We start from the raw sequence: 26,999 nt of genomic DNA on the forward strand, positions 1-26,999 counted from the left end.
CCTGCAATGCCTTTTTATTGTGGTTACTGGGCTTTTTCGGCGGCCAGTTCTTCCAGATCGATGTAGCGGTTGCCGATGCGCGGGTGCAGGCGACCACCGTCGGCACAACCCAGCACCACGACGATTTCGTCGGCACGCGGGGCGTCTTCGATCTGCATTTCCAGGGTGATGTAGTGCGAACGCTGACCTTCGTCGTCCTTGTGCATCATCGGAATCTGGATCGAGGTGCCCGGGCCGCCGCGCTTGTTGGTGAAGCTCAGGTAGCTTTTGGCGTTGACCGCTTCGCGATAGTGGTTGCCGAAGCGCAGGGTGTGGATCACGGCGGAGGCGTGTTCGATCTCGCCGTCAGCGCCGACCACCGCGGCTTTGCCGTAAGCCTCGATCTTTTCCGCGCCGCCAATGATGCCGACCAGACGCTCGACCATCAGCGCGCCGAGATCGGAGCAGTTGGCGCGGATCTGCGGCTTGAGGTCTTCAACGAAACCGTTGCCCACCCAAGGGTTCTTCATCACCACGGCGAGGCCAACCATGGTCACAGGCTTGTCGGTGGCTTTGCCGCCTTCAATAAAGGTTTCTTCGACATAGCTGACGATCTTGCGGATTTCGAAACTCATGAGCTGCTCCGTAGGGGGATTGAGAGTGTCTGTGCGTCTGATGGTATACCATAATACCAATCGTGCAAGTCCCTCCACGCACTTTTGCCGCATCACCCCGGCGAATGGTCGTCTATTCAAATCCCGAAACTACCGCCACCCCCCTGTAGGAGTGAGCCTGCTCGCGATAGCGGTGTGTCAGCCAATGATTTGCTAACTGACACACCGCTATCGCGAGCAGGCTCACTCCTACACGGGGGAATGCGTCGGCGATGCGGTTAACAAAAGATAACGTGGCGCCGATTGTCAGACGTTTCGAAAGCCCGATAGGATGAGCCAGCTTCCGAAGGGGCTCTGGATGGCGGGTTTCAGGACTATGCTTCTGATCAGCCATCATCGCAGCACCCTTGCGGCGCCCTTGAAGGCCTGATGGCCCAACAATAATAAATAGGGGAAGGTCTATGAGTCGTTGCCGCCCGCCGGCGTTGCGCAACACCGCGTTGCTGGTCACAGCACTCTCTCTGCTGGGTTTTGCCACACTCTCGGCGCCCGTCATCGCCGCCGAGGCACCTGCCGATGGGGTGTATGCCACCGAATCGGCGAAGGCCGCGAAAAGCCTGATCCTCGATGTGGTCCATGCCGGCACGCGTCTGGTCGCAGTCGGTGACCGTGGGCACATTCTCTATTCCGATGACCAGGGCAAAACCTGGACCCAGGCCAAAGTGCCGACCCGGCAACTGCTCACCGCAGTGTATTTCGTCGACGACCAGCACGGCTGGGCGGTCGGCCATGACGCGCAGATCCTCGCCAGTGCAGACGGCGGTCTAACCTGGACCAAACAATTCGAAGACCTCAAACGTGAATCGCCGCTGCTCGACGTCTGGTTCAAGGACGCCAACAGCGGCTTTGCCGTGGGCGCCTACGGCACGCTGCTGGAAACCACCGACGGCGGCAAGGACTGGCAAGACGTCAGCGACCGCCTCGACAACGAAGACCAGTTCCACCTCAACGCTATCGCTGCCGTAAAGGACGCCGGGCTGTTCATCGTCGGCGAGTCGGGCAGCATGTTCCGCTCGGCCGATGACGGCCAGACCTGGGAAAAGCTCGAAGGCCCGTACGAAGGTTCGCTGTTCGGCGTGATCGGCACGGCGCAAGCGCAGACCTTGCTGGCCTACGGCTTGCGCGGCAACCTCTACCGCTCCACCGATTTCGGCAGCAACTGGGAGCAGGTCGAGCTGAAAGCCGCGCGCGGTGCGCTGGAGTTCGGCCTGTCCGGCGGCACGCTGCTTGCGGACGGTTCGATCGTCATCGTTGGCAACGGCGGCTCGGTGATCAGCAGCAGCGATAACGGCGAGACCTTCAGCGTGTTCAACCGCCCGGATCGCATTTCGCTGTCGTCGGTCGCCGCGACCAGCGACGGCAATCTGATACTGAGCGGGCAGGGCGGGGTGCACCTCACCGAGCCAAACGGTGCCGAGACCAATAACAAGAAGGCGGGCCTATGACTTCCTTGATCACTCCCCAGCAGGAAAAGGCGACGTTCCTCGAGCGCCTGATTTTCAACAACCGCCCGGCCGTGATTCTGATCTGTCTGGTGGTGAGCGTCTTTCTGTTCTGGCAGGCCACGCTGATCCGGCCGTCGACCAGTTTCGAAAAGATGATCCCGCTGCAGCATCCCTTCATCGAAAAGATGATGGAACACCGCAACGATCTGGCGAACCTTGGCAACACCGTGCGTATTTCGGTGGAAGCTACCGACGGTGACATCTTCTCCAAGGAGTACATGGAGACCCTGCGGCAGATCAACGACGAGGTGTTCTACATCTCCGGCGTCGACCGCTCCGGGCTGAAGTCTCTGTGGAGCCCGAGCGTGCGCTGGACCGAAGTGACCGAAGAGGGCTTCGCCGGTGGTGAAGTGATCCCGCAGAGCTACAACGGCTCGCAGGACAGCCTCGATCTGCTGCGCAACAACGTGCTCAAGTCCGGCCAGGTCGGGCGCCTGGTGGCCAACGATTTCAAGTCGAGCATCGTCGACATCCCGCTGCTCGAGTCTTATCCCGACCCGCAGGATCAGGGCAAGTTGCTGGCGCTGGACTACCGCCAGTTCTCCCATGAACTCGAAGACAAGATCCGCAACAAGTTCGAAGCACAGAACCCCAACGTCAAGATCCACATCGTCGGTTTCGCCAAGAAGGTCGGCGACCTGATCGATGGTCTGGTGATGGTGGTGCTGTTCTTCGGCGTCGCCTTCGTCATCACCTTGATCCTGCTGCTGTGGTTCACCAACTGCGTGCGCAGCACCATCGCGGTGTTGAGTACGACGCTGGTGGCGGTGGTCTGGCAGCTCGGCTTGATGCACTTCTTCGGCTTCGGCCTCGATCCGTATTCAATGCTGGTACCATTCCTGATCTTCGCCATCGGTATTTCCCACGGCGTACAGAAGATCAACGGGATCGCCCTGCAATCCAGCGAGGCCGACAACGCGCTGACTGCCGCGCGCCGCACGTTCCGGCAGTTATTCCTGCCGGGGATGATCGCGATTCTCGCCGACGCGGTGGGTTTCATTACCTTGCTGATCATCGACATCGGTGTGATCCGTGAATTGGCGATTGGCGCGTCCATTGGTGTGGCGGTGATCGTCTTTACCAACCTGATCCTGCTGCCGGTGGCGATTTCCTATGTCGGCATCAGCAAGCGCGCAATCGCCAAGAGCAAGAAAGACGCGAACCGCGAGCACCCGTTCTGGCGCCTGCTGTCGAACTTCGCCAATCCGAAAGTCGCACGCATCTCGGTGGTGCTGGCGCTGATCGCTTTCGGCGGCGGCCTCTGGTACAGCCAGAACCTGAAAATCGGCGATCTCGACCAGGGCGCGCCGGAACTGCGCCCGGACTCGCGCTACAACAAGGACAACAACTTCATCATCAGCAACTACTCGACCAGTTCCGACGTGCTGGTGGTGATGGTCAAGACCAAGGCCGAAGGCTGCTCGCGCTACGAAGCCATGGCGCCGATCGATCAGTTGATGTGGAAGATGCAGAACACCGAGGGCGTGCAGTCGGCGATCTCGCTGGTGACCGTGTCCAAGCAGATGATCAAGGGCATGAACGAGGGCAACCTGAAATGGGAAACCCTGTCGCGCAACCCGGACGTGCTGAACAACTCGATCGCCCGCGCCGACGGTCTCTACAACAACAGTTGCTCACTGGCGCCGGTGCTGGTGTTCCTCAACGATCACAAGGCTGAAACCCTCGATCGTGCGGTGAACGCGGTGCAGGAATTCGCCAGGGAGAACAACAAGGACGGCCTCGAATTCATCCTCGCCGCCGGTAACGCCGGGATCGAAGCGGCCACCAACGAAGTCATCAAACAGGCCGAGCTGACCATCCTGATTCTGGTGTACATCTGCGTGGCGGTGATGTGCATGATCACCTTCCGCTCGTGGGCGGCAACCCTGTGCATCGTCCTGCCGCTGGTGCTGACCTCGGTCCTCGGCAACGCGCTGATGGCGTTCATGGGCATCGGCGTCAAAGTCGCGACGTTGCCGGTGGTGGCGCTGGGGGTGGGGATTGGCGTCGACTACGGCATCTACATCTACAGCCGTCTGGAAAGTTTCCTGCGTGCCGGCCTGCCGTTGCAGGAAGCCTATTACCAGACGCTGAAGTCGACCGGTAAAGCCGTGCTGTTCACCGGCCTGTGCCTGGCGATCGGCGTGTGCACCTGGATCTTCTCGGCGATCAAGTTCCAGGCCGACATGGGTCTGATGCTGACGTTCATGTTGTTGTGGAACATGTTTGGTGCGCTGTGGCTGCTGCCGGCGCTGGCGAAGTTCCTGATCAAGCCGGAGAAGCTGGCGGGGCAGAAGGGGAATTCGTTGTTTGCGCATTGATCTGATTGGCTGAAACGACAAAGCCGCAACCTTTAGGGGTTGCGGCTTTTTTTTGGGGTGAAGATCAAGATCAAAGGCCCCTCACCCTAGCCCTCTCCCGGAGGGAGAGGGGATTGATTGGGGGATATTGGATATTTGCAGCGACCTGAGCGCTCTGCTGTGAATCCCATAATCGACTCGGTTATTCAGGTCGACGTATGACGAAACACAACTCGGTCGGTCCCCTCTACCTCTGGGAGAGGGCTAGGGTGAGGGCAGGCGGTCTGAAGCCTTAAGAAAGCTCAGCGCCAAGCACCACACTCAACGCACTTCGCGCATCATCCAGCTGCACCAGCGTCGCATGCCGCGCACCCAACGCATCGCGGTTTTCAATGGCAGTCAGAATCGCCTTATGCCTAGGCAACGCCAGCTCATGCAGATTCGGCCGCTGATTGGAATGCTTCAACGCCTCGGCAATCGCCACCGCGAGCATGTTGCACAGATTCGCGAGCAAATCATTGTGCGTGGCATCGGCGATCCGGCTGTGGAAATCCAGGTCTGGCTGCAACAAGGCTTCCGGCGTCGGCGCCGCTTCCATGCGTTGATACGCTTCATTGATGGCGGCGATGTCGGCATCCGTGGCGTGCTGGGCGGCGAGGGCGGCAGCGGCGGGTTCGATGATGCTGCGCACGCTGGTCAGGACGTTGAAGAATTCATTCTGCGGGCTGCTTTGCATCAGCCAGTGCAGCACGTCCGGGTCGAGCATGTGCCATTCGCGGCGCGCCTTGACCACCGTGCCGACGCGCGGTTTGGAGTACACCAGTCCCTTGGCCACCAGCACCCGCGTGGCTTCGCGCAACACCGGCCGGCTGACCGCGTACTCCTCGCAGAGCAGGGCTTCGGCGGGCAGTTTGTCGTCGGGCAAAAAGCGTCCGGAGACGATCTGCATGCCCAGTTCCTGGACGATGCGCGAGTGCATGCTTTTACGGTCGGAGGGTTTGCGGTAATCCATGGGGAGCGGCGCGATCCTGAGCGATGGAGATGCCGCGCATCATAGCAGGCACCAGACAATCTTGAGGGAGTACACAAAACCAAATGTAGGAGTGAGCCTGCTCGCGATCGCGGTGTGTCAGCTGAACAATTGCTGACTGACACACCGCGATCGCGAGCAGGCTCACTCCTACAGGGGAATGCATTCCAATGCAGGCTATGATGCCGGGCTGTTAGTGCGAGTGGCGCGGTACTTCGGCGCCACGACAGCCGACCAGGAAGTCGAAGTCGCAACCCTGATCCGCTTGCAGCACATGGTCGATGTACAGCTGACGATAACCGCCCACCAGCAATTGCTGTGGTGGCTGCAGGTCGGCCATGCGCGCGGCCAGTTCGGCATCGGAAATGTCCAGGTGCAGACGCCCGCTGGCGCAATCGAGCTCGATCCAGTCGCCTTCCTTCACCGTCGCCAGAGGCCCGCCGGCCGCCGCTTCCGGCGCGACGTGCAAGACCACCGTGCCGTAAGCGGTGCCGCTCATCCGCGCATCGGAAATGCGCACCATGTCGGTCACACCCTGCGCCAGCAGTTTGGCCGGCAAGCCCATGTTGCCGACTTCGGCCATGCCCGGATAACCCTTCGGCCCGCAGTTCTTCATGACCAGAATCGAATCCTTGTCGACGTCCAGCTCCGGATCGTTGATCCGCGCTTTGTACATGTCGAAGTTCTCGAAGACCACGGCGCGGCCGCGATGCTGCATCAGTTCAGCGGTGGCGGCGGACGGCTTGAGCACCGCACCCAGTGGCGCGAGGTTGCCGCGCAGTACGCAGATACCGCCGTCGGCGCGGATCGGATTGTCCAGCGTGCGGATCACTTCGTCTTCGCCGTAGATCGGCGCGTCCTTGGTGTTCTCGCCGATCGATTTGCCGTTGACGGTCAGTGCGTTCGGATTCGGGATCAGATTGGCTTCGCCGAGGCGACGCAGCACCGCTGGCAAGCCGCCGGCGTAGTAGAACTCTTCCATCAGGAAGCGCCCGGAAGGCTGCAGGTCGACGATGGTCGGCATGCCGCGACCGATGCGCGTCCAGTCGTCCAGATCAAGTTCGACGCCGATGCGCCCGGCAATGGCTTTCAAGTGGATCACGGCGTTGGTCGAGCCACCGATGGCGGCGTTGACGCGAATGGCGTTTTCGAAGGCTTCCTTGGTGAGGATCTTCGACAATTTCAGGTCTTCACGCACCATTTCCACCGCACGCATGCCGGACATGTGCGCCAGCACGTAACGGCGCGCATCCACCGCCGGGATCGCTGCGTTATGGGGTAGGGAAGTGCCCAGTGCTTCGGCCATGCAGGCCATGGTCGACGCAGTGCCCATGGTGTTGCAGGTGCCCGCCGAGCGCGACATGCCGCCTTCGGCCGCGAGGAAATCGTCAATGGTGATGGTGCCGGCCTTGACCTGTTCGCTGAGCTGCCAGACCACCGTGCCCGAGCCGATGTCCTTGCCCTTGTGCTTGCCGTTGAGCATCGGCCCGCCGGTGACAACGATCGCCGGCACGTCGCAACTGGCCGCGCCCATCAGCAGCGCCGGGGTGGTCTTGTCGCAGCCGGTCAGCAGCACCACGCCGTCGATCGGGTTGCCACGAATCGCTTCCTCAACGTCCATGCTCGCCAGGTTGCGGGTGAGCATGGCTGTCGGGCGCAGGTTCGATTCGCCGTTGGAGAACACTGGAAACTCCACTGGAAAACCACCGGCTTCGATCACGCCGCGTTTGACGTGCTCGGCGATCTGGCGGAAGTGCGCGTTGCACGGCGTCAGCTCCGACCAGGTGTTGCAGATGCCGATGATCGGCTTGCCGTGAAACTGATGGTCGGCGATGCCCTGATTCTTCATCCAGCTGCGGTACATGAAGCCGTTCTTGTCGGCCGTGCCAAACCATTGGGCGGAGCGCAGGGTGGGTTTCTTATCAGCCATGATCGATTCTCTTATTGTATGACTATAGTGTTCCAGCGATGGCCTAACATAAGCGCAAATTCGCCGCTTTGGAAGTGTTGTTGCGTAATTAGTATTACTATATAGTCGTTTTCGACGGAGGGATGGCCCTGGCAGCTGTGCAGCGAGAGGCGTCCCCCGAGGTTCTATAAAAACAACAATCGGAGACCGATCTCATGAGCCAGGAATTGCGGCTTATCCGGCGCATCACACTGAAACTGATTCCCTTCCTGATCCTGCTGTACCTGATCGCCTATGTGGATCGCTCCGCCGTCGGCTTCGCCAAGCTGCACATGGGCGCCGACATCGGCATTGGCGACGCGGCCTATGGCCTGGGCGCCGGGCTGTTCTTCATTGGTTACTTCCTGCTCGAAATCCCCAGCAACCTGATGCTCGAACGCTTTGGCGCGCGGCGCTGGTTCGCGCGGATCATGATTACCTGGGGCGCCATCACCATCGGCATGGCCTTCGTTCAGGGGCCGCACAGCTTCTATGTGATGCGCTTCCTGCTCGGCGCGGCCGAGGCGGGCTTCTTTCCTGGCGTGCTGTACTACATCACCCAGTGGTTCCCGGTGCGCCATCGCGGCAAGATCCTCGGCCTGTTCATCCTCTCGCAACCGATCGCGATGATGATCACCGGTCCCGTGTCCGGCGGTTTGCTCGGCATGGACGGCATTCTCGGCCTGCACGGCTGGCAGTGGCTGTTCATCGTCATCGGCACCCCGGCAGTCCTGCTGACCTGGCCGGTGCTGCGCTGGTTGCCGGACGGCCCGCAGCAAGTGAAATGGATGGATCAGTCTGAGAAAGACTGGCTGACCGGCGAACTGAAAAAGGATCTGCAGGAATACGGCCAGACACGTCACGGCAACCCGTTGCACGCTCTGAAGGACAAGCGCGTGTTGCTGCTGGCGCTGTTCTACCTGCCAGTGACCCTGAGCATTTACGGCCTCGGCCTGTGGCTGCCGACGCTGATCAAGCAGTTTGGCGGCAGCGACCTGGTCACCGGTTTCGTGTCCTCGGTTCCGTACATCTTCGGAATCATCGGCCTGCTGATCATTCCGCGCAGCTCCGACCGCTTGAATGATCGCTACGGGCACCTCGCCGTTTTGTATGTGCTGGGCGCGATTGGTTTGTTCATGAGTGCGTGGCTATCGATGCCGGTGGCACAACTGGCGGCGCTGTGTCTGGTCGCTTTTGCGTTGTTTTCCTGCACGGCGGTGTTCTGGACCTTGCCGGGGCGTTTCTTTGCCGGCGCGAGCGCAGCGGCGGGGATCGCGCTGATCAACTCGGTGGGCAATCTGGGCGGGTACATCGGGCCGTTCGTGATCGGCGCGCTGAAGGAATACACCGGCAACCTGGCTTCGGGGCTGTACTTCCTCTCCGGGGTGATGGTGTTCGGGCTGATTCTGACCGGCATCGTATATCGCGTGCTGGAGCGTAAGCATGTGCTGCCGGTTGAGCAGTTTGCTGCCAGTGCCCGCGGTGCGACCCGCACGTGAATTCTGAAAGCAACACAGATCCCCTGTGGGAGCTAGCCTGCTAGCGATTGCGGTCTAATCCTGAAGTTTTCGCTGACTGACACACCGTTATCGCTGGCAGGCCAGCTCCCACAAAGATTTATAGCGTTCTTGAGATTCGTTTAAAGGAGAACAACATGCATCTGGTGCAATTCGAATTAACCAACGGCGAGCGCCGCGTCGGCGTGGTCGACAACGGTCAGGTCCGTGAAGTGCAGGGCGCGCGCAGCGTGCGCGATCTGGCGCTGGCTGCCATCGAGGCGCGCAACACGCTGGAGCAGCACGTACAAACCCTCGGTTTCGGCGCCGATCACGATTACCCCGAACTGCTCGCCGAGCTGCGCATCCTGCCGCCACTCGATCACCCGGACCCGGCGCACATGCTGGTCAGCGGCACCGGCCTGACCCATTTGGGCAGCGCCTCGGCGCGGGACAAAATGCACCAGCAGGCTGGCGACGAAGCTGCGATGACCGACACCATGCGCATTTTCAAATGGGGTCTGGAGGGTGGCAAACCGGCGGCAGGGCAGGCCGGTGTGCAACCGGAGTGGTTCTACAAGGGTGACGGCAGCATCGTCGTGCGCCCGGGCCAGCCGTTCCCGCTGCCGCCGTTCGCCGAAGACGCGGGCGAGGAGCCGGAAATGGCCGGCCTCTACGTCATCGGTCACGACGGCAAGCCGTATCGCCTCGGCTTCGCGGTAGGCAACGAGTTCTCCGATCACGTCATGGAACGCAAGAACTATCTGTACCTGGCGCATTCGAAATTGCGCAGTTGCAGTTATGGTCCGGAACTTCGCACCGGTGAATTGCCTCAACACCTTGCAGGTGCCAGTCGCATCCTGCGTGACGGTGAAGTGCTGTGGCAGAACGAATTCCTCAGCGGCGAGGCCAACATGTGCCACAGCCTGGCGAATCTCGAATACCACCACTTCAAATACCGGCAGTTCCTGCGTCCGGGCGACGTGCACATTCATTTCTTCGGCACCGCGACGCTGTCGTTCGCCGACGGCATTCGCACCCAACCGGGCGACGTGTTTGAAATCAGTCAGGCTGAGTTCGGCGCACCGCTGGTCAATGGTATCGTGCCGATCGACGCAGTGTTTGCCCCCGACAGCATTGGCACCCTTTAAGGAGATCTCATGACTCAGATTCTCGGTCACAACTACATCGGCGGTCAGCGCAGTGCCGCTGGCAGCGTCAAACTGCAATCGGTCGACGCCAGCACCGGCGAAGCACTGCCGCACAACTTCATCCAGGCCACCGCTGAAGAGGTCGACGCCGCCGCCAAGGCAGCCGCCGCTGCACACCCGGCCTATCGTAGCCTCAGCGCTGAACGCCGCGCACAGTTTCTCGACGCGATTGCCGATGAGCTGGACGCCCTCGGCGATGATTTCGTCGCCGTGGTCTGTCGCGAAACCGCACTGCCGGCCGGGCGCATTCAGGGCGAACGCGGTCGCACCAGTGGGCAGATGCGTCTGTTTGCCAAGGTCCTGCGTCGCGGCGATTTTTACGGCGCACGCATCGATCAGGCGTTGCCCGTTCGGCAGCCATTGCCACGCCCGGACCTGCGTCAATATCGCATCGGCCTCGGCCCGGTCGCCGTATTCGGCGCGAGCAACTTCCCGCTGGCGTTCTCCACTGCCGGCGGCGACACCGCAGCGGCGCTGGCCGCCGGTTGCCCGGTGGTATTCAAGGCCCACAGCGGCCACATGGCCACCGCTGAGCTGGTCGCCGACGCGATCATTCGCGCAGCGGAAAAAACCGGCATGCCCGCCGGCGTGTTCAACATGATCTATGGCGGCGGTGTCGGCGAGTGGCTGGTCAAGCACCCGGCGATTCAGGCCGTCGGTTTCACCGGTTCGCTCAAGGGCGGCCGCGCGCTGTGCGATATGGCTGCGGCGCGTCCGCAACCGATTCCGGTGTTCGCCGAAATGTCGAGCATCAACCCGGTGATCGTGCTGCCGCAAGCGCTGGCGACGCGTTCGGAAACCGTCGCCCGCGATCTCACCGCTTCGGTGGTGCAGGGCTGCGGACAGTTCTGCACCAACCCGGGTCTGGTCATCGGCATCCGCTCGCCGCAGTTCAGCGCCTTTGTGCAGCAGGTCGCTGCAGCGATCGGCGATCAGCCGGCGCAAACCATGCTCAACGCCGGCACCCTCGGCAGCTATGGCAAAGGCCTGGAAAAACTTCTGGGCCACAGCGGCATCGAGCATCTGGCCGGCAATTCGCAGCAGGGCAATCAGGCGCAACCGCAGCTGTTCAAAGCGGATGTCAGCCTGTTGATCAACGGCGATGAAGTGCTGCAGGAAGAAGTGTTCGGCCCGACCACGGTCGTCGTTGAAGTGGCCGATCAGGCGCAACTCAGCGCTGCGCTGCACGGCCTGCACGGGCAACTCACCGCAACGATCATCGGCGAGCCGGCAGACTTCGAACAGTTCGCCGAACTGACGCCGCTGCTCGAACAGAAAGTCGGGCGCATCCTGCTCAACGGTTACCCGACCGGTGTCGAGGTGTGTGATTCGATGGTCCACGGCGGTCCGTATCCGGCGACGTCCGATGCGCGCGGCACCTCGGTGGGCACGCTGGCGATCGACCGTTTCCTGCGCCCGGTGTGCTTCCAGAACTACCCGGACAGCTTGCTGCCCGAGCCGCTGAAGAACGCCAACCCGTTGCGCATTCAACGACTGGTGGATGGCAAGCCATCGCGTGAGGCGATCTAAAGCCCACCCATGATCCCCATGTAGGAGTGAGCCTGCTCGCGATTGCGGTGAGTCAGTCAATCAAGATGTCGGCTGACACGACGCAATCGCGAGCAGGCTCACTCCTACAAGGGGACGGCGCGACATTAAGCTATCATTGGCCCTTTCCCCCCCAAGAAAGACTGTTTGCCATGACTGCCCAAACCCTTCTCAACGCCCTCGAACACTGCGGTATGGTCGAAATCGACGGCCTGCACGCCTTCGAATTCGCCCTCGACGAGGACGACAACCTGCACATCGAATGCATCGATGGTCGCGAGGCCAAACACTGGGAATTCACCCCGGCACAAGTCGAGGCTGCGACCTTTGATGAAGAACTGCAGAGTTGGCTGATCATCGGTTACGCCAGCCACACCAAAACCACGGGCGAACACCGCCTGGTCTGCCTCGGCGATGTAGTCAGCAGCAGCGACGATGAGGATGAACAATAATGAAAATGCGTAATTTCTGGCCGCTGCTGATGGCCGGCAGCGTCGGCGCGATGGGCTTTTCCAGCGCCTACGCGGAAAACTTCCAGTTGCTGGTCGGCTCGTACACCGCCGGCAGCAGCGAAGGCATTTACCGGATGAGCTTCGACAGCGCCACCGGGCAGATCGCCGCCAAGCCGCTGCAAGTGGTCAAGACCGAAAACCCATCGTGGCTGACCCTGTCCAGGGACCAGAAACGCCTGTTCGTGGTCAACGAAAACGGTCCGGGCCAGCAGGACCCGGTCGGCCGCGTCAGCAGCTTCGCCATCGATCCTGAAACCCACGCCCTGAGCCTGATCAATCAGGTGCAGAGCCTGGGCAACGAGCCGACCCATTCGAGCCTCAGCGCTGACGCCAGCCATTTGTTCGTCAGCAACTATTCGGTGGTGGAAGATCCGGGCGGCACCCTGGCGGTGTTGCCGGTCGGCGCCGACGGCAAGCTCCAGCCGGTGGTGCAGATGAGCGCGCACCCGGCCAGCGGGGTCAATCCTGAACGTCAGGCGTCCAACCACGTGCACTCGACGGTGTCCTCGCCGGATGGCCGCTACGTGTTCTCCAACGACCTGGGCGCGGACAAGATCTTCATCTATCAATTCGACCCGAAAGCCAATCCGCACCTGCCGCTGACACCTGCCAAGACGCCGTCGGTGGCGTTGCCAGCCGGCAGCGGCCCGCGTCATCTGCTGTTCAGCGCCGACGGCAAACATGCCTGGCTGACCATGGAAATGAGCGCGCAGGTCGCGGTGTTCGACTACAAGGATGGTGTGCTGACCCAGACGCAATTGGTCGACCTGGCCGCCGGTCAGCCGACCTCGGACAAGGCCGGCGCTGCGCTGCATGCCTCGGCAGACGGCAAGTTTCTCTACGTCAGCAACCGTGGCACCGCCAATCAACTGGTGGTGTTTGCCATCGATCCGGCCAGCGGTCAGTTGAAAGAGCTGCAAAAGCGCTCGGTGGAAGGTGACCATCCGCGTGAATTTGCCCTCGATCCGAGCGGAAAGTTCGTGCTGATCGCCAACCAGAAGAGTAACGAGATTGTTGTCGTCGAACGCGATGGCAAGACCGGTCTGCTCGGCAAAACCGTGCAGAAACTGCCGATCGACGCGCCCAGCGACCTGAAGTTTCTAGTGCGACAATAAGCCACAGGCCCCGTTATTCGGGGCCTGCGTCTTTGTATTAATTACGCTGATATCGGCTAATGCTACAAAAGATTTCAAGCGGCAACCCTGCAGCGTTACGTTTGTTTCACAGCCCGACCGGGCAAACCAAGCAAACGAACACGAGGGTTACCGCCATGAACTTCAATCTCTTCTCCGTTATCGCCGCCTCCGCCATTTCCGCCACCGTGGTACTGCCTGCCGGTGCCAACGTCGAAATCGCCGAGAAAAAATCCCACACCCAGAGCTACACCCAGAAATACCTGCAACAGAGCGCCAACTTCTACGCCGCGCTGGATCACAAAACCCAAGCCTGAAATTCCCGTCACCCTGAAGGGGCTGTCGAAGGCTGCGATCTTTTGATCTTCAACGTCAAAAGATCGCAGCCTTCGACGGCCCTCTTTTGCGCGCACGCTCAGAACCCGATCGTTCCCACGCAGAGCGTGGGACCGATCAGTAATGGGCGGCATCGGGTTATAGGTTTCTTCAAGCGAGGGAATAGACCGGGTAAATAATCAACGAAGCTGATGTTTACTATGGCAAACCCTGAGTGGTTGCCTCGGCTTTTTTGATTGATTCTGTGGGCATCGAAACCTGCCTACGGGAGAACACCATGGCCAGCGCAATCCTTCACTCCGCCAAACGCGGCGCCTATCTGGCCATTGGTGTGTACCTGGCCGTGGTGCTGTTCGTCAGCATCGCCTCGCAGATGGAACACAGCTTCGACGCGCCAATCGACGTCGCTCATCCCGGTGTCCAGTTCGAAGTGCGCTCGCAGAGCGTGATGGTCGATCGGGCCGAACTCGCAGGAGTCGGCGGCGCATGAAAGGCTACAGACTCTGGGTGATCGCCGGTCTGGCGTTCTTCACCAACGGCACTTCGTTATTGGGTATCGGCCAAGGCTCGGTCGGCGCGCTGGCCCGGGCCATCGAAGTCAATCACAGCATCGCCCACAACATTGAACGCGCCAATACGCTCGGGCTGATGGCCGGAAATCCCCCGGCCAAGGTCGCAGTGGACTTCCTCGGCCCGTTCGAAGTCGATTGCATGGCGCTGGGCATGTGCCAGGTGCTGGCCTGATCGAGCCGCGCTGGGCGTGATGATCGTTCCCACGCGCAGCAAAGGAATGCAGCCCCGGACACTCGGCGTCCGATCTAACGTCGAGCTACTTCTTCATGATCGAGGTGAACAGTTCGGACTCGAGCAACCGCTGCAACCATCCCTGCAACGCCACGTACGGCGTCTGCGCAAACCATTCGCGATCGACATGGGCGAACTGGCGAATGAACGGCAGCAGGGCGATGTCGGCGAGGCTGAGTTGATCGCCGAGCAAGTAGTCCTGATCCGCCAGCATCAAGTCCAGCGAGTGGGCGATCATTTCGCATTCCATGCGATAGACCTCCATCGGTTTTTCCGGGTAGCGCTCGGCGTACTTGTAGTGATTCAGTGAGGTCTTGAACTGCGTGTCGTTGGTCTCGATCAGCATGTTCGTAACGAGCTCCGCGCCGGGATCGTTCTTCAGGCGCCAGTCGTCCGGATCATGCTGCTCCAGGGCCCAGTGCATGATCGCCAGGCTTTCATCGATCACCTGGCCATTGGCATTGAGTACCGGCACCGTGCCTTTCGGCGACAGTGCGAGCATCTCGGCCGGTTTGTCCTTGAGGCTGACCTCAACGATCTCCACCGGCACGCCTGAGTAGTGCAAGGCCATCCGCGCACGCATCGCATACGGGCAGCGGCGGAAGGAATACAACGTGTTCATTTCACCTCCAGTGTGCTCAAACCATTGCCTTGGCGCTGCACCTGAATCTGCACCGGGATGCGCTCGTGCATTTCCTGCACGTGAGAGATCACCGCGACCTTGCGGCCCTGCGCCTGCAAGCCGTCGAGGGCATCCATTGCCAATTGCAGAGATTCCGGATCGAGGCTGCCAAAGCCTTCGTCGATAAACAGCGATTCGATTTTAAGCGTGCTCGAGGCCATCGACGCCAGCCCGAGTGCCAGCGCCAGCGACACCAGGAACGTCTCGCCGCCGGACAGCGAGTGCACCGAGCGCAATTCATCGCCCATTTCCGTGTCCAGCACCAGCAGGCCGAGCATGCTGCCGCCGCGTTTGAGGCGATAGCGTTTGACCAGTTGGCGCAATTGCACGTTGGCGTGATGCACCAGCAGATCGAGGTTGTAGGCCTGGGCAATCTTGCGGAAAGTGTCGCCGGTGGCCGAGCCGATCAACGCACTGAGGCGCGCCCAGCGCTGATATTCGGCATAAGCGTCGGCGATCTGCTGCGCCAGAGCCTGATTGGCGTTCTGCCGCCGTTGATCTTCGACCTGTTCGGCGCGCAGTTCGGCGCATTGCTGCTCACTGACGGCGAAGTGGTTTTGCAGGTCGGCGAGGGCGCTGGCCAGTTGTTCGGCATCGAGGTTGCCGTTGTGTTGTGCCTGATGATCGAGCAGACGCTGGTCGCGCTCCTGCAACAACACCTGCGCCTGTTCGATGGCTTTTTCGTTGTGCTGCAAACGCTGGCGCAATTCGCTGAGTTGCGTGTCGTCGATCTGCAACAGGGCTTCGAGACCTTGGTCATCCAGTTCCGGATGACGGCCCCGCCAATCGGCGATCTTGCCGCGCAGGTCTTGATCTTCGCTTTGCAGCGCTTGCAAGCGTTCCTGCTGCGCCTTGAGTTCAGCGGCGATCTGCACGAGTTGCGTGCGCACACTTTGCAGTTCCTGCGCGGTAATGGCTTCGCCGCTGCGCGCCTGTTCAACCGCCTGTTCGAGCTGCTGCTGCCATTGCTCGGCGCTGCTGTGTTCGCCGAGCAGTTGCGCGAGTTTTTGTTGGCAGGCCTGCTGCTGTTCGGTCAAGCCGTTGAGTTGCGCCTCGGCGCTGTGCAATTGCTGGGCGCGGGTCTGCTGGCGGTCCTGTTCCTTTTCCAGCGTCTGGTGGCGCTGCAACTGTTCGGCCTGTTCCTCCTTGTGCTGATCGAGCTGAGCCAGACGCTCAGCGATCTGCCGGTCGAGCTGCATGAACGTCGCGGCCGGCTCCTGGCGCAAGGCTTCGAGGGTATCAGCGGGTAGCAGACTGGCGAACGCGGCGAGTTCTTCGTCGAGACGCTGACGGTCGCTGCTCAGTTCGCGCTGCTGGTTGCTCAATTGCTGCGCGGCTTGCTGATGCGCGGTTTCGGCCTGACGCAGTTGCTGAGTGAGGCGCGCGGCGTCCTGTTGCAGGGTGAGCAGGGCGCTCTGGCGCTGTTCGTCCTGGCTGATGCTCTGGTTCAGTTGCTCGTTTTGCCGGGTCAGCCAGGCGTCGCGCTTGGCCGTGTCCTGATTGAGCAATTGTACGGCCAGCGGATGCGCCTCGAGGCTTGGCGCCAATGCTTGTTGCTGCGCGGCCAGTTGCTCCTGCTGCTGCAGCAGTTCTTTCTGCTGGGCAATCACGCCACCGACTTCGGTGCGCAATTCGGCGAGTTTTTCCTTGAGCTGATCGACCACCTGCTGCGCATTGGCCTGCTCGCTTTCGTCGTGACGACCGAGGCTTTGCAGCAGTGCTTCAGGCTGGTGATACGGATGCTCGTTGCTGCCACAGACCGGGCAGGGCTGGTCATCCTGCAATTGCGCGCGCAACTCTTCGACACTGGCACTGCGCGCCAGACGCTGGCGCTCGAGCAACTCGCGGGTGACGTTGAGGGTTTGCTCGGCGATGGTCAGCTCGGCTTTGTTTTTCACCCCGTCCTGGGTCAGATGCTCGCGTTGTTGCTGGGCGCTGAGCAGGCGTTGTTGCAGTTCGCTGGCGCGCTTGTCTAGATCCTGCTGGCTGGCCCACAGGCGCGACAGATCTTCGAAGGCGCGCAACTGTTTGCGGTTGTCCTGCAGCAACGTACCGAGCAGGCCGATCTGTTCGGCGACGGCATCAGGCTCGGCGCCAGCCTCCTTGAACAACACTTCCAGTTGCTGTTTCTGTGCGGTCAAAGCTTCAGCGCTGCGAGCGGCGCTGTCTTCGAGGCTCGCCAGTTCTGCCTGGCCCTGGTTCAAGCGGTTGCCGATCAGCATCAGTTGTTGCAGGCGATCGCGGTAGGCATTCCAGGCATCGCTCAGCGGTGCCAGATGAGCGCTTTGCTCCAGTTCGCTGGCGATGCGCTGCAGGCGCTCGGCGGCCTCGGCCTGCTTTTCCTGCAAGGCCTGAATGGCCTGCTGGCCGTCGGTGCAGGCCTGTTGCGCCGCGAGTTTGGCCTCGGTACTTTGCGCGACCTCCTTGACCAGACGGGCGAGGGTGCTGTGTTCTTCAAAGGCCTGACGCAACAGCGGCGCGTTCTCGCTTTGCTGTTGTTGCGCCTGGCTCAGGGCAACTTTCGCGGCCTCAAGGGTTTGCTCCAACTGCGTCTGGCGCTCGCTCAATTCGACGTGTTGTTGCGTGTGCGAGGCGATCTGCGCGGCCAACGGTGTGAGCAGTGCATCGAGTTCGGTCTTGCGGGCGAACTGGTGCCGTTGCGGCGCCAGTTGCTCCAGTTGGCTCAGCTTGACGCGCTCACCTGCCAGCGCTTGCCATTGCTGCTGCGCGCTGTGCAGTTGCTCGGTGGCGGCTTGCTGCGAATCCTGCAACAGGCGCAAATCCTTGAGCCAGCCGTGCTGTTGTTCGAGTTGTTTGAGCTGTGCCTGTTGCAGCTTCATTTGCTGCTGCGCGGCGTTGCAGCGCTCGTCCAGTTCGGCGCGGGCTTCAGGGGCGAGCGGGGTGACGCCGCTCGCCTGATCCTGCAACAGCTTGTGTGCCTCGCGGGCCTCTTTGGTCTTGTCAAAAGCGCGGCGCCCGAGGCGCGTGTACAGCGCGGTGTCGGTGAGTTTTTCCAGCAGCTCGCTGCGATCGTTGTCGTCGGCTTTGAGGAACGCGCTGAACTCACTTTGCGCCAGCAACACGGCGCGGGTGAACTGCTCGAAGTTCAGGCCCAGCGCGGCTTCGAGCTGGGTTTTGTATTCGCCTTTCTGGCTGGCGAGCAACTGATCCTGATCGATGTCGCGCAGGCTCTGCCGACTGGCCTGCAACTTGCCGCCGGCCTTCTCGCGGGCACGGTTGGCTTCCCAGCGCGCGCGATAACGTCGACCGTCGACACCGACAAAATCCACTTCGGCATAGCCTTCGCCGGTACCGCGACGCAACAGAGTACGCGGATCGCCGGTGGCGATTTCGCCGTCGGCGTCGGGGACTTTGGCGTCGCGGCCGGTGTTGTTGAGGCGCGGCACCGCGCCAAACAGCGCCAGGCACAAGGCATCGAGCAGGGTACTTTTGCCGGCGCCGGTCGGGCCGGTGATCGCAAACAAGCCAGCGCTGGCCAGCGGTTCGGCGGTGAAATCGATTTCGAACGGGCCGGCCAGCGAGGCCAGGTTCTTCAAACGAATGGCGAGAATCTTCATGGCTGCTCGCCCTCCATCTGTACGTCTTGCAGCAGTTCGGCGAAGTCCTTGAGGGTTTGTTCGTCGACCTCGCTGCCATAGTTGTCGAGCCAGGCGCGGCTGAACAATTCCTGCGGGGTGAGCTGGTCGAGTTCGATCAGCGCGCTGCCGTCCTCGGCGCCGTCAGCGCCTCGGTTGCCAGCGTATTCAGCGGCGATCCGCACCAGTCGCACGGCCTTGCCTTGCAGCGCGGTTTCCACTTGATGACGCAGATCCGGCTGCGGCTCGTCGAGGCGCACGCGCACTTCCAGCCATGGCTGGCGCTGGGTTTCGGCGAGCAGGTCGATGTTCGGCAGATCGGCCAGTTGCAGCAGAATCTCGGCCAGCGGCGCCGGGCCGATGCGCTGCAGATTGACCGAGCGCGGGATCAGCTTCGGCTCAACGCTGACCAACGTTTCACCGTCGAGGACGACATCGAGAATCTGGTGCTGATAACCGATTTCCGAGAACGACAACGGAATCGGCGAGCCGCTGTAGCGAATGCGCTCCTCGCCGTTGACCTTCTGCGGCTTGTGCAGATGGCCGAGGGCGACGTAGCTGATGCTCGCGCCGAACAGGCTGGCGGGCAGGGCTTCGGCGTTGCCGATGATCAGGCTGCGCTCGGAATCCTCTGACACCGAACCGCCGGCCATGTGCGCGTGGCTGATGGCGATCAGCGCCTGACCCGACTGGCGCTTGGCGTTGGCCGCCTCAATCAGCCATTCATGCACCTGACCGATACCGCGCAAATAGTTGTCGCCCAGATGCGCACCGGTCACTTCAGCGGGACGCAGGAATGGCAGCGCCAGGCACCATGCGGCGATTTCACCGTTTTTATCCGGCAACGGCAGCAGCAGCCGTTCGGCGTCCAGCTGCCCGTCATCGAGCCACAACACTCGTCCCAGCGCATGAGTGCGCAAACGCCGCATCAACGGAGCGGGCAGCTCGATCCGCGAGCCGGAATCATGGTTGCCGGCGATCATCACGATGGTCAGCAACGGCTGCTGTTCGTGAGCGCTGACGATGAAATCGTAGAGGCGTTCCTGGGCTTTGACCGGCGGGTTGACCGTGTCGAAGATGTCCCCGGCGATCAGCAGCACATCCGGCTGCGCCAGTTGCAATTGGCGCAGCAGCCATTCGAGAAAGCACGCATGCTCGAAATCGCGCTCCTGGCCATGCAGGTTTTGCCCAAGGTGCCAGTCGGAGGTGTGGAACAGACGCAAGGTGGACTCCGCTAAAAATCAGATGAAGGCCGCTGGAAAATGACGGCGGCGAAAAGAAGGGAGAGTTTACAGATTATTGTCGGGGCAGGGCTGTCGTGGCGATCAATGCTGAAGCAACTGCGTGAGGCGCAGTCGTGCGGCCTCGCCACAATCGCCACGAGCTACAGTGAGCGCGGTCACTTCGGATAAAGCGGCGGCAACCCACTGTCACCCACCGGATCCTGCACCCGCTCCGCCGGCGGTATCGTGCGGATCGCCCGCCACAAATCCTCACCTTGCCAATGCTGCCCCGTCTCGCTGTATAGCGCGCCGTTCAACCCATCCAGCGCATCCGACAGCGGCACAAACCGCGCCGCCATGTCCGCCAGCGTTTCTGGTTGCTGCCGCGCCCACGCATCCAGTGCCTGACGCGTGGCTTGCGGATCATTCGCCTGACTCGCGCGTTTGATGTCGTCCATCAGCGTGCGCGGGCTCGGGCCGGTCTGGGCGGCGCGGTGGATTGCCGGCTGCCAGCGGGCGCGCCACCACAGGCCGAAGCCGAGGAGGGTGGTGCAGGCGAGAATCAGGGTGCTGAGTTTCCACCACCACAGCGCATCGTTATCGACGGCGTTCACTTGCAGATTCCCGGCCGGGGTGTCGATTTGCAGGCTCGGGTTGTTCGCCACTTGCAGGGTGCGCGCGGGCAGGCTGCTGTGTTCCAGGTGGTCTTCGAAGGTGTTCCACCAGACCACGTCGACGGTCGGCAGGTCGATCGCGCCGCTGCGATTGGGTACCAGCGCTTCGCGTTCTTCGCGGCTGCCGATGAGGCCGCGCTCGCTGCTCTGGTTGCTCAGCACCGGTTGGTCGGGATAGCGGCGCAGGCCGGCGACGTCGGTGGCGGGCAGGGGGGGTAATTGCGAGCTGGCGAGGCCTTCGACTTTCAGGGTCAGGCTGCGTGTCAGTGAATCGCCGACCTGAGTGTGCTCGGGCTCGGGGTTCCAGCTTTCGCTCAGGCTCAGGCTGCGCGCGGGTAGCCAGGGCGCGTCGACCGGGTAGGTCAGTGGCTTTGGTTTAACGGTCAGCGGGATTTCCGCGGAGCTCACGCGCATCATTTTGCCCGGCTTCGGCCCCTGCGCATTCGTGTCCTGAGACGGTTGAGTGTCGACCAGTGTGGCGCTGAAAGTCTGCGGGGCGATGGTCAGCAAACCGCTATGCTGCGGATAGATCGCATAGCGCATCTCGATCACGCCGTGGCGCACACCGTTGAGGTCTTTTTCGTAGGTGCGCGTGTCGCCCAGTTGTTCGATTCGCGCATCGGCGATGTGCAGCGGGGTCAGGCTGCTGTCGTCGTACAGCGACACCGAATGATAGATGCGCAGCGTCAGAATCGCCTGGGCCTGCACATAGACGCTGGACTGATCGAGGCTGGCTTCGATGAACACCGGGTCGAGGCTGTTTTTGCTTTCGCGGGTGTCGCTTTCAATGACTTGCACGGTGATCGGCTGGCTCTGCGCCTCGCCCAGTTGCAGCGGCGGGATCACCACGCTGCCGTTTTCTTTCGGCAGCAGAGTAATGATCCAGCGTGTGGTCGCGCGGTTGGCACCGTTGAGGGTATTCAGCTGGTTGACCTGGCGTGTGCCGCGCACCTCGAACAGCGGCTCCAGCGCAGTCAGGTCGGGTTTTCCGAACTGTGTGACGTCATCCGTTTCGAGGGTGAGCTCGACCGTCTCGCCGGAGTTCAGGCGACTGCGATCCACGCTGGCGGTCAGCTCGGCCGCCTGGGCGGTGGCCGTGCAGAGCAGCAGGGGCAGCAAGAGAGCGGTGAAGCGGGTCATCGAGTATTTTCCTGATCCTGATGTTGTTGCTGTTCGTACCAGAATTTGCGCCGCAGCAATTCGCCCGGGTCGTCCGGGATCTTGCCCAGCCATTGTTCCAGTGCCTGACGCTGCTCACCTTCGAGATTGTTCTCGCTCGGGCGCAGGGTTGGCACGGTGTCCGTTTCCTCGGCCTCATTGCTGCCCGGCACTTCGTTGGGGCCGGGCTGCGGCGGCGTGGTCGGTGGTGGTTCGCCGGGCGACTCGGTCGTTTGCGCCTCGCTCGGGCTTTCGCTGCTGACCGCTGGCGGCGGTGCGCTGGCAGGCGAAGATTCCTCGCCGGGCAGGCTTGGCTGTTCGCTCGGCTTGCTCTCTGGTTCAACCGGCGGCGGGGCGTTTTTCTGCTTGAGCAGATTTTCCACCAGCGCCTTGTTGGTCTGCGCCGGACGCAGATCCGCTTGCAGTTCAAGCGCCTGTTCATAGGCGTCAATCGCCGCTTCCAGCTCGCCGCTTTTCGCCAAGGCATTGCCACGATTGTAGTGGGCGCGGGCATCGCTGCCTTCGGCAAAACGCTGGGCGGCGCCACTGTAGTCGCCGGCCTCGTACAACGCCACCCCTTGCCATTGGTGATCTTCAAAATGTTGCGAGGCTTCGGCCGGGCGCTTCTGTTTGAGCAGGTGCAGGCCTTGTTGATCCGGGCGCAGCCACAGATCCTCAAAGTCAAAAGCGTAGCTCGGTTGTGGCAGGCACAGCAGCAACGGCAGGCAGAACAGCCAGCCGCGACGCCCGGCACACGCGGCGAGCAACAACAGCGGCAGCAGCAGCCAGTAGCCCTGATCGGCCCAAGTATCGAGGCGCACGGTCTGGCCGTCATCGCGCAGGCTGCGCGGACCGCTGAGCAGACCGAGCGCGCCGAGGTCGCCCTCGTCCAGTCGTGCGGCATGGTATTCGCCACCGACGCTGTCGAGGAACGCCGCCAGGCCCGGACTGTCGAGTTGCGGGACGCGAATCGCGCCTTGTTCGTCCTTGAGGAAACTGCCGTCCTGCTGGGCGATCGGCGCACCTTCGGCGGTGCCTATGCCGAGCATCAGCAGTTGCGCCGATTGCCCGCGCAGCGCCCGACGAATACCGTCGCGTTCTTGCTCATCGAGTGACGAGCCGATCAGCAGAATCCGTCCCTGGCCGAGCGCACCCTGTTCCAGCAACGCCAGGGCTTTACTGACAGCCAGATCGGCGCGGTGACCGCTTTGCGGCATCAGCGACGGTTTCAGCGCATCGAGCAGGTTGCGGCTGGTCGCCAGGTCATCCGACAGCGGCACCAGCGTGTGGGCGCTGCTGGCGTAGACGACAATGGCGGTCTGCGCATCGCTGCGCGCCTGCAACAGGTCGAAGAGCTTGCGCCGCGCCTGTTCCAGGCGCGTCGGTGGCGAGTCGGTGGCGAGCATTTCTGCGGTCAGTTCCAGCACCACCACTAACGGGTCGGCCGGTTTCTGGCTGGTCTGTTCGACGCGCTGCCAGCTCGGCCCGAGCAGGGCCAGAATTGTCAGCAGCCACGCCACGCCGAGGGCGACCCACGGCAGTTTACTGTCGCGGCCATTGCCGCCGCTGAGCAGGGTGGCGTGAAAGGCTGGCGGCAAAATCACCTGCCAGCGCCCGGCGCGTTTCTGCCGGTGCCAGAGCTGCCAGATCATCCAGCCCAGCAGCGGCAACAACAGCAGCCACCAGGGACGGAACCAGTGCGGCCAGAGCGCGATCATCGACGCCTCCGCAAGCGCAGGCGCTTGAGCCGCTCGCGCCAGTCAGGCAACGGACTTTGCAGATTGAGTTCCTTGTTGAGCAGGCGTTGCAGCGGGTTGTCCGGCCACAGTTCGCGGGCGACCAATAACAGGCTCAACCACAGCGCCAAGGCCAGCGGCCAGTGATACAAGGCCTGGGCCGGGCGCGCCTGGGTCGGTTGCTGGGTCACTGGCTCGAGCTGGTCGAGGGTGTCCTTGATGGTTTGCAGCTCGAGACCATCGTGGGCGCGGAAGTATTGCCCGCCGGTGACGTCGGCGATGGCCTTGAGCGCCGGCTCGTCGAGGTCCAGGCTCGGGTTGACGCCGAGCAGGCCGGTGGAGCCGCTGTCTTCGGGGTTGGCGCCGATACCGATCGGGTAGATTTTCACGCCTTCGCTGGCAGCGAGTCGGGCGGCCGTCAGCGGATCGATTTCGCCGCCGTTGTTGGCGCCGTCGGTCACCAGAATCAATACGCGGCTTTGTGCCGGACGCAGGCGCAGGCGTTTCAGCGCCAGACCGATCGCATCGCCAATCGCGGTGTTCTTGCCGGCGATGCCGATCCGCGCCTCGTCGAGCCAGATGCGCACCGTGCGCCGGTCAAAGGTCAGCGGCGCTTGCAGATACGCCTGGCTGCCGAACAGGATCAGGCCGACGCGGTCGCCCTCGCGGCTTTCGAGGAAATCGCCGAGCAAATGCTGGACCAGCGACAGGCGGCTGACTTCTTCGTCCTGCCATTGCATGTCAGGAAAGTCCATCGAACCGGATACGTCCACCGCCACCAGCAGATCGCGACCACTGGCGGCAATCGGCAGCGGCTCGCCGAGCCATTGCGGGCGCGCGGCGGCCACCAGCAACAACAACCACAACAGCATGAACGGCGCCTGTTGCCGCCACGCCGGCAAATTGGCCCGCGCGCGGCGGCGGGCGAGGCCTTCCAGATCCGCGAGAAAACTGACCTTGAGTGCTGGCTCGCCACTGTCGGCGACCGGCAGCACCAGACGCATCAGCCACGGCAGCGGCAACAGCACGAAAATCCACGGCCAGGCGAATTCAAACATGTTTGCGAATCCACGTGTCGACCGCCTGGGTCAGGCCGGCGATGGCTTTGTCGTCGAGTTTGCACTCCGGCTTGTAGGCGCCTTCGACCAGCACCATCCAGCGAGTCAGGCCCGCCGCCGGGCAGCGGTTGTCGAGGAACGCCAGCCATTTACGCCCGTTTAGGGTGTGGCTCTGGCTGTAGGGATAGTGGTTGCGACACAGCCGTTTAAGCAGGCCGTTGAGCTGCTGCAGCCAGGCGCCGGCCGGCGCGCCGTCATAGGGCTTGGGCATCTGTGCGAGTTCGGCGAGGGCGGCGATGCGCACCGGGTCGAGCGGCTGTTCGGCGCGCGCCACCGGGCGTTTCCTGACCGGAATGAAACGGCGCAGCTTCCACACGGCGAAACCGAGCAGCGGCAACAGCAGCAATAACAGCCACCAGCCCGGCGCCGGCGGCCAGAAGCCGATCGGTGGCGGAGAAATCAGCGGCTGCAGTTGTTCAAGGCCGTTCATCGACCGGTCCCCGGCCGCTGCGGATTGAGGAATTCGCGCATCTGCTCGACCATTTCGCTCTGCGTGCTCAATGGCATCAGCAGCACCCGCAGTTTCTGCGCGAGCAATTCCCAACGAGCGATGCGCGCCTCAGCCTGGGCGCGGTAGGTCTGGCGCAGGTCGAAGTTCAAAGTGTCGAGTTCCAGTTGCGCGCCTTTCTGGGCAAAACGCAAAAGCCCGGCGGCGGGCAGGGCGTGATCAAGCGGGTCGGACAGCGGCAGCAGCAACAGGTCGCAATGTCGCGACAGCAGGCTCAGTTGCTGCTCGGCACTGTCGGATAACGCACGCTCATCGCAGATCACGATCACCAGACTGCCCGGGCGCAGCACTTCGCGCGCACGTCGCAGGGCTACGCCCAAGGCGTCACGATCCGGCTCACGCTCGCTGTGCAGCGACTGATTGACCTTGACCAGCCGGTTGAGCAATTGCAGCAGGCTCTGTTTGCTGCGCCGCGGCTTGATTTCGTAATGCTCGTTGTCTCCAAACACCAGCCCGCCGACGCGGTCGTTATGGCCCAGTGCGGCCCAGCCGATCAGCGCGGCCACTTGTGCCGCCAGCACCGACTTGAACATCAGCCCGGAGCCGAAAAACAGCCGCGTGCTTTGCTCGACCATGATGAAAATCGGTCGTTCGCGCTCTTCGTGGAACAGCTTGGTGTGCGGCTCCTGGGTGCGCGCCGTCACGCGCCAGTCGATGGTGCGCACATCGTCGCCGGCCTGATAGACCCGCACCTGATCGAAGTCGACGCCGCGTCCACGGAATTTCGAGTGATGCAGGCCGATCAGCGGGCTGCGCTGACTCGGCGTGGAAAACAGCTGCACCTCGCGCACGCGGTGACGCATCTCGATCAACTCGGTGAGGTTGATGCGGATACCGGGCTCGGCGGGCAGGGCGGCGTTCATGGGGATCAAGCGACGGCGACGACGTCGAGAATCCGCTGCACCACGCGGTCCTGATCGATGCCCGCGGCTTCGGCTTCAAACGACAGAATGATGCGGTGGCGCAACACGTCGAACAGCACCGCCTGAATGTCTTCCGGGCTGACGAAATCACGACCGGCCAGCCAGGCGTGAGCGCGGGCGCAGCGGTCCAGCGCAATCGAACCGCGTGGGCTGGCGCCGTAGGCAATCCACTCGGCCATCTCCGGATCGAATTTGGCCGGGTTGCGCGTGGCCATGACCAGTTGCACCAGGTATTCCTCCACGGCGTCGGCCATGTACAAGCCAAGAATTTCCTTGCGCGCGGCGAAAATCGCCTGCTGGCTGACGCGGCGCTCGGGTTTGGTTTCGCCGTTCAGCGCTTCGCCCCGGGCCTGCTGCAGAATGCGCCGCTCGACGGCGGCGTCGGGGAAGCCGATCTTGACGTGCATGAGGAAACGGTCGAGCTGCGCTTCCGGCAGCGGATAGGTGCCTTCCTGCTCGATCGGGTTCTGCGTGGCCATCACCAGAAACAGCGGCGACAGTTCGTAGGTGCTGCGCCCGACGCTGACCTGACGCTCGGCCATTGCTTCGAGCAACGCCGATTGCACCTTGGCCGGGGCACGGTTGATTTCGTCCGCCAGCACCAGGTTGTGGAAAATCGGCCCTTGCTGGAACACGAAGCTGCCGGTTTCCGGGCGATAGATCTCGGTGCCGGTGATGTCGGCTGGCAACAGGTCAGGGGTGAACTGGATGCGATGGAACTGGGCTTCGATGCCCTCGGCGAGTTCTTTGATCGCTTTGGTCTTGGCCAGCCCCGGAGCGCCCTCGACCAGCATGTGGCCGTCGGCGAGCAGGGCGATGAGCAAACGCTCGATGAGCTTTTCCTGGCCGAGAATCTGCGTTGAAAGAAAGTTTCGCAGCGCCAGCAGCGCTTCACGATGTTCCAT

Annotated in this window: 22 protein-coding genes; 10 read left to right on the forward strand and 12 right to left on the reverse strand. The window is 62.2% G+C overall.

The window, feature by feature from the left end; translation table 11 throughout:
• Positions 1–23 precede the first annotated feature (23 nt).
• Positions 24–614, reverse strand: coding sequence for an amino acid synthesis family protein (locus tag BLU52_RS09470; protein ID WP_007917992.1), 591 nt, complete (start codon positions 612–614; stop codon positions 24–26).
• A gap of 440 nt (positions 615–1,054) precedes the next feature.
• Between BLU52_RS09470 and BLU52_RS09475 the strand changes: the two genes are divergently transcribed.
• Both BLU52_RS09475 and BLU52_RS09480 read left to right on the forward strand, forming a co-directional pair.
• Positions 1,055–2,098: a WD40/YVTN/BNR-like repeat-containing protein gene (locus BLU52_RS09475; protein WP_090282933.1), complete on the forward strand. Its 1,044-nt coding sequence runs from the start codon at positions 1,055–1,057 to the stop codon at positions 2,096–2,098.
• Positions 2,095–4,479 (forward strand): efflux RND transporter permease subunit, encoded by a 2,385-nt coding sequence (locus BLU52_RS09480; RefSeq protein WP_090282934.1) that lies wholly within the window; start codon positions 2,095–2,097, stop codon positions 4,477–4,479. The genes BLU52_RS09475 and BLU52_RS09480 overlap by 4 nt, the downstream gene beginning before the upstream one ends.
• 271 nt (positions 4,480–4,750) lie before the next feature.
• On the opposite strand, the gene BLU52_RS09485 is transcribed toward BLU52_RS09480, so the two are convergent.
• Together BLU52_RS09485 and BLU52_RS09490 are read right to left on the reverse strand one after the other, a co-directional pair.
• Positions 4,751–5,470: a FadR/GntR family transcriptional regulator gene (locus BLU52_RS09485; RefSeq protein WP_024013185.1), complete on the reverse strand. Its 720-nt coding sequence runs from the start codon at positions 5,468–5,470 to the stop codon at positions 4,751–4,753.
• Between the two features lie 211 nt (positions 5,471–5,681).
• Positions 5,682–7,418, reverse strand: coding sequence for an IlvD/Edd family dehydratase (locus BLU52_RS09490; RefSeq protein ID WP_090282935.1), 1,737 nt, complete (start codon positions 7,416–7,418; stop codon positions 5,682–5,684).
• A 194-nt stretch (positions 7,419–7,612) separates the two neighbouring features.
• On the opposite strand from BLU52_RS09490, the gene BLU52_RS09495 reads away from it, so the two are divergent.
• The 8 genes from BLU52_RS09495 (at position 7,613) to BLU52_RS09530 (ending at position 14,416) form a co-directional block, all read left to right on the forward strand.
• Positions 7,613–8,935: an MFS transporter gene (locus BLU52_RS09495; RefSeq protein WP_090282936.1), complete on the forward strand. Its 1,323-nt coding sequence runs from the start codon at positions 7,613–7,615 to the stop codon at positions 8,933–8,935.
• A 155-nt stretch (positions 8,936–9,090) separates the two neighbouring features.
• Positions 9,091–10,083: an AraD1 family protein gene (gene araD1 / locus BLU52_RS09500; protein ID WP_090282937.1), complete on the forward strand. Its 993-nt coding sequence runs from the start codon at positions 9,091–9,093 to the stop codon at positions 10,081–10,083.
• A gap of 9 nt (positions 10,084–10,092) precedes the next feature.
• A complete protein-coding gene (locus tag BLU52_RS09505; RefSeq protein WP_090282938.1) occupies positions 10,093–11,673 on the forward strand; it encodes an aldehyde dehydrogenase (NADP(+)) in 1,581 nt (526 codons plus the stop codon).
• Between the two features lie 170 nt (positions 11,674–11,843).
• A complete protein-coding gene (locus tag BLU52_RS09510) occupies positions 11,844–12,143 on the forward strand; it encodes a DUF5629 family protein (RefSeq protein WP_090282939.1) in 300 nt (99 codons plus the stop codon).
• A complete protein-coding gene (locus BLU52_RS09515; protein WP_090282940.1) occupies positions 12,143–13,318 on the forward strand; it encodes a lactonase family protein in 1,176 nt (391 codons plus the stop codon). The genes BLU52_RS09510 and BLU52_RS09515 overlap by 1 nt, the downstream gene beginning before the upstream one ends.
• A 155-nt stretch (positions 13,319–13,473) precedes the next feature.
• Complete coding sequence (locus BLU52_RS09520; RefSeq protein ID WP_090282941.1) at positions 13,474–13,653, forward strand: hypothetical protein; 180 nt, start codon at positions 13,474–13,476, stop codon at positions 13,651–13,653.
• Between the two features lie 296 nt (positions 13,654–13,949).
• Positions 13,950–14,162 carry a hypothetical protein gene (locus BLU52_RS09525; protein ID WP_090282942.1) on the forward strand — a complete coding sequence of 71 codons (213 nt, stop codon included), beginning with the start codon at positions 13,950–13,952 and terminating at the stop codon, positions 14,160–14,162.
• Positions 14,159–14,416 (forward strand): hypothetical protein, encoded by a 258-nt coding sequence (locus BLU52_RS09530; protein ID WP_090282943.1) that lies wholly within the window; start codon positions 14,159–14,161, stop codon positions 14,414–14,416. The genes BLU52_RS09525 and BLU52_RS09530 overlap by 4 nt, the downstream gene beginning before the upstream one ends.
• A gap of 85 nt (positions 14,417–14,501) precedes the next feature.
• Here the strand turns inward: BLU52_RS09530 and BLU52_RS09535 are convergent, their stop codons facing one another.
• From BLU52_RS09535 to BLU52_RS09575, 9 genes are all read right to left on the reverse strand, one after another.
• Entirely contained in the window at positions 14,502–15,098 is a 597-nt protein-coding gene (locus tag BLU52_RS09535; protein ID WP_090282944.1) for a glutathione S-transferase, read from the reverse strand.
• Entirely contained in the window at positions 15,095–18,736 is a 3,642-nt protein-coding gene (locus BLU52_RS09540; protein WP_090282945.1) for an AAA family ATPase, read from the reverse strand. The genes BLU52_RS09535 and BLU52_RS09540 overlap by 4 nt, the downstream gene beginning before the upstream one ends.
• Entirely contained in the window at positions 18,733–19,977 is a 1,245-nt protein-coding gene (locus tag BLU52_RS09545) for an exonuclease SbcCD subunit D C-terminal domain-containing protein (protein WP_090282946.1), read from the reverse strand. The genes BLU52_RS09540 and BLU52_RS09545 overlap by 4 nt, the downstream gene beginning before the upstream one ends.
• A gap of 176 nt (positions 19,978–20,153) precedes the next feature.
• A complete protein-coding gene (locus BLU52_RS09550) occupies positions 20,154–21,791 on the reverse strand; it encodes a BatD family protein (protein WP_090282947.1) in 1,638 nt (545 codons plus the stop codon).
• Complete coding sequence (locus BLU52_RS09555; RefSeq protein ID WP_090282948.1) at positions 21,788–23,527, reverse strand: tetratricopeptide repeat protein; 1,740 nt, start codon at positions 23,525–23,527, stop codon at positions 21,788–21,790. The genes BLU52_RS09550 and BLU52_RS09555 overlap by 4 nt, the downstream gene beginning before the upstream one ends.
• Entirely contained in the window at positions 23,524–24,603 is a 1,080-nt protein-coding gene (locus tag BLU52_RS09560; protein WP_090282949.1) for a vWA domain-containing protein, read from the reverse strand. Before BLU52_RS09560 ends, BLU52_RS09555 begins: the two co-directional genes overlap by 4 nt.
• Positions 24,596–25,093, reverse strand: a complete 498-nt coding sequence (locus BLU52_RS09565; protein WP_090282950.1) for a DUF4381 domain-containing protein — start codon at positions 25,091–25,093, stop codon at positions 24,596–24,598. The genes BLU52_RS09560 and BLU52_RS09565 overlap by 8 nt, the downstream gene beginning before the upstream one ends.
• A complete protein-coding gene (locus BLU52_RS09570) occupies positions 25,090–26,034 on the reverse strand; it encodes a DUF58 domain-containing protein (protein ID WP_090282951.1) in 945 nt (314 codons plus the stop codon). The genes BLU52_RS09565 and BLU52_RS09570 overlap by 4 nt, the downstream gene beginning before the upstream one ends.
• A 5-nt stretch (positions 26,035–26,039) precedes the next feature.
• On the reverse strand, positions 26,040–26,999 hold the full coding sequence (locus BLU52_RS09575) for an AAA family ATPase (RefSeq protein ID WP_090282952.1): 960 nt from the start codon (positions 26,997–26,999) through the stop codon (positions 26,040–26,042).

Source organism: Pseudomonas granadensis, from assembly GCF_900105485.1.
GTDB lineage: Bacteria > Pseudomonadota > Gammaproteobacteria > Pseudomonadales > Pseudomonadaceae > Aquipseudomonas > Aquipseudomonas granadensis.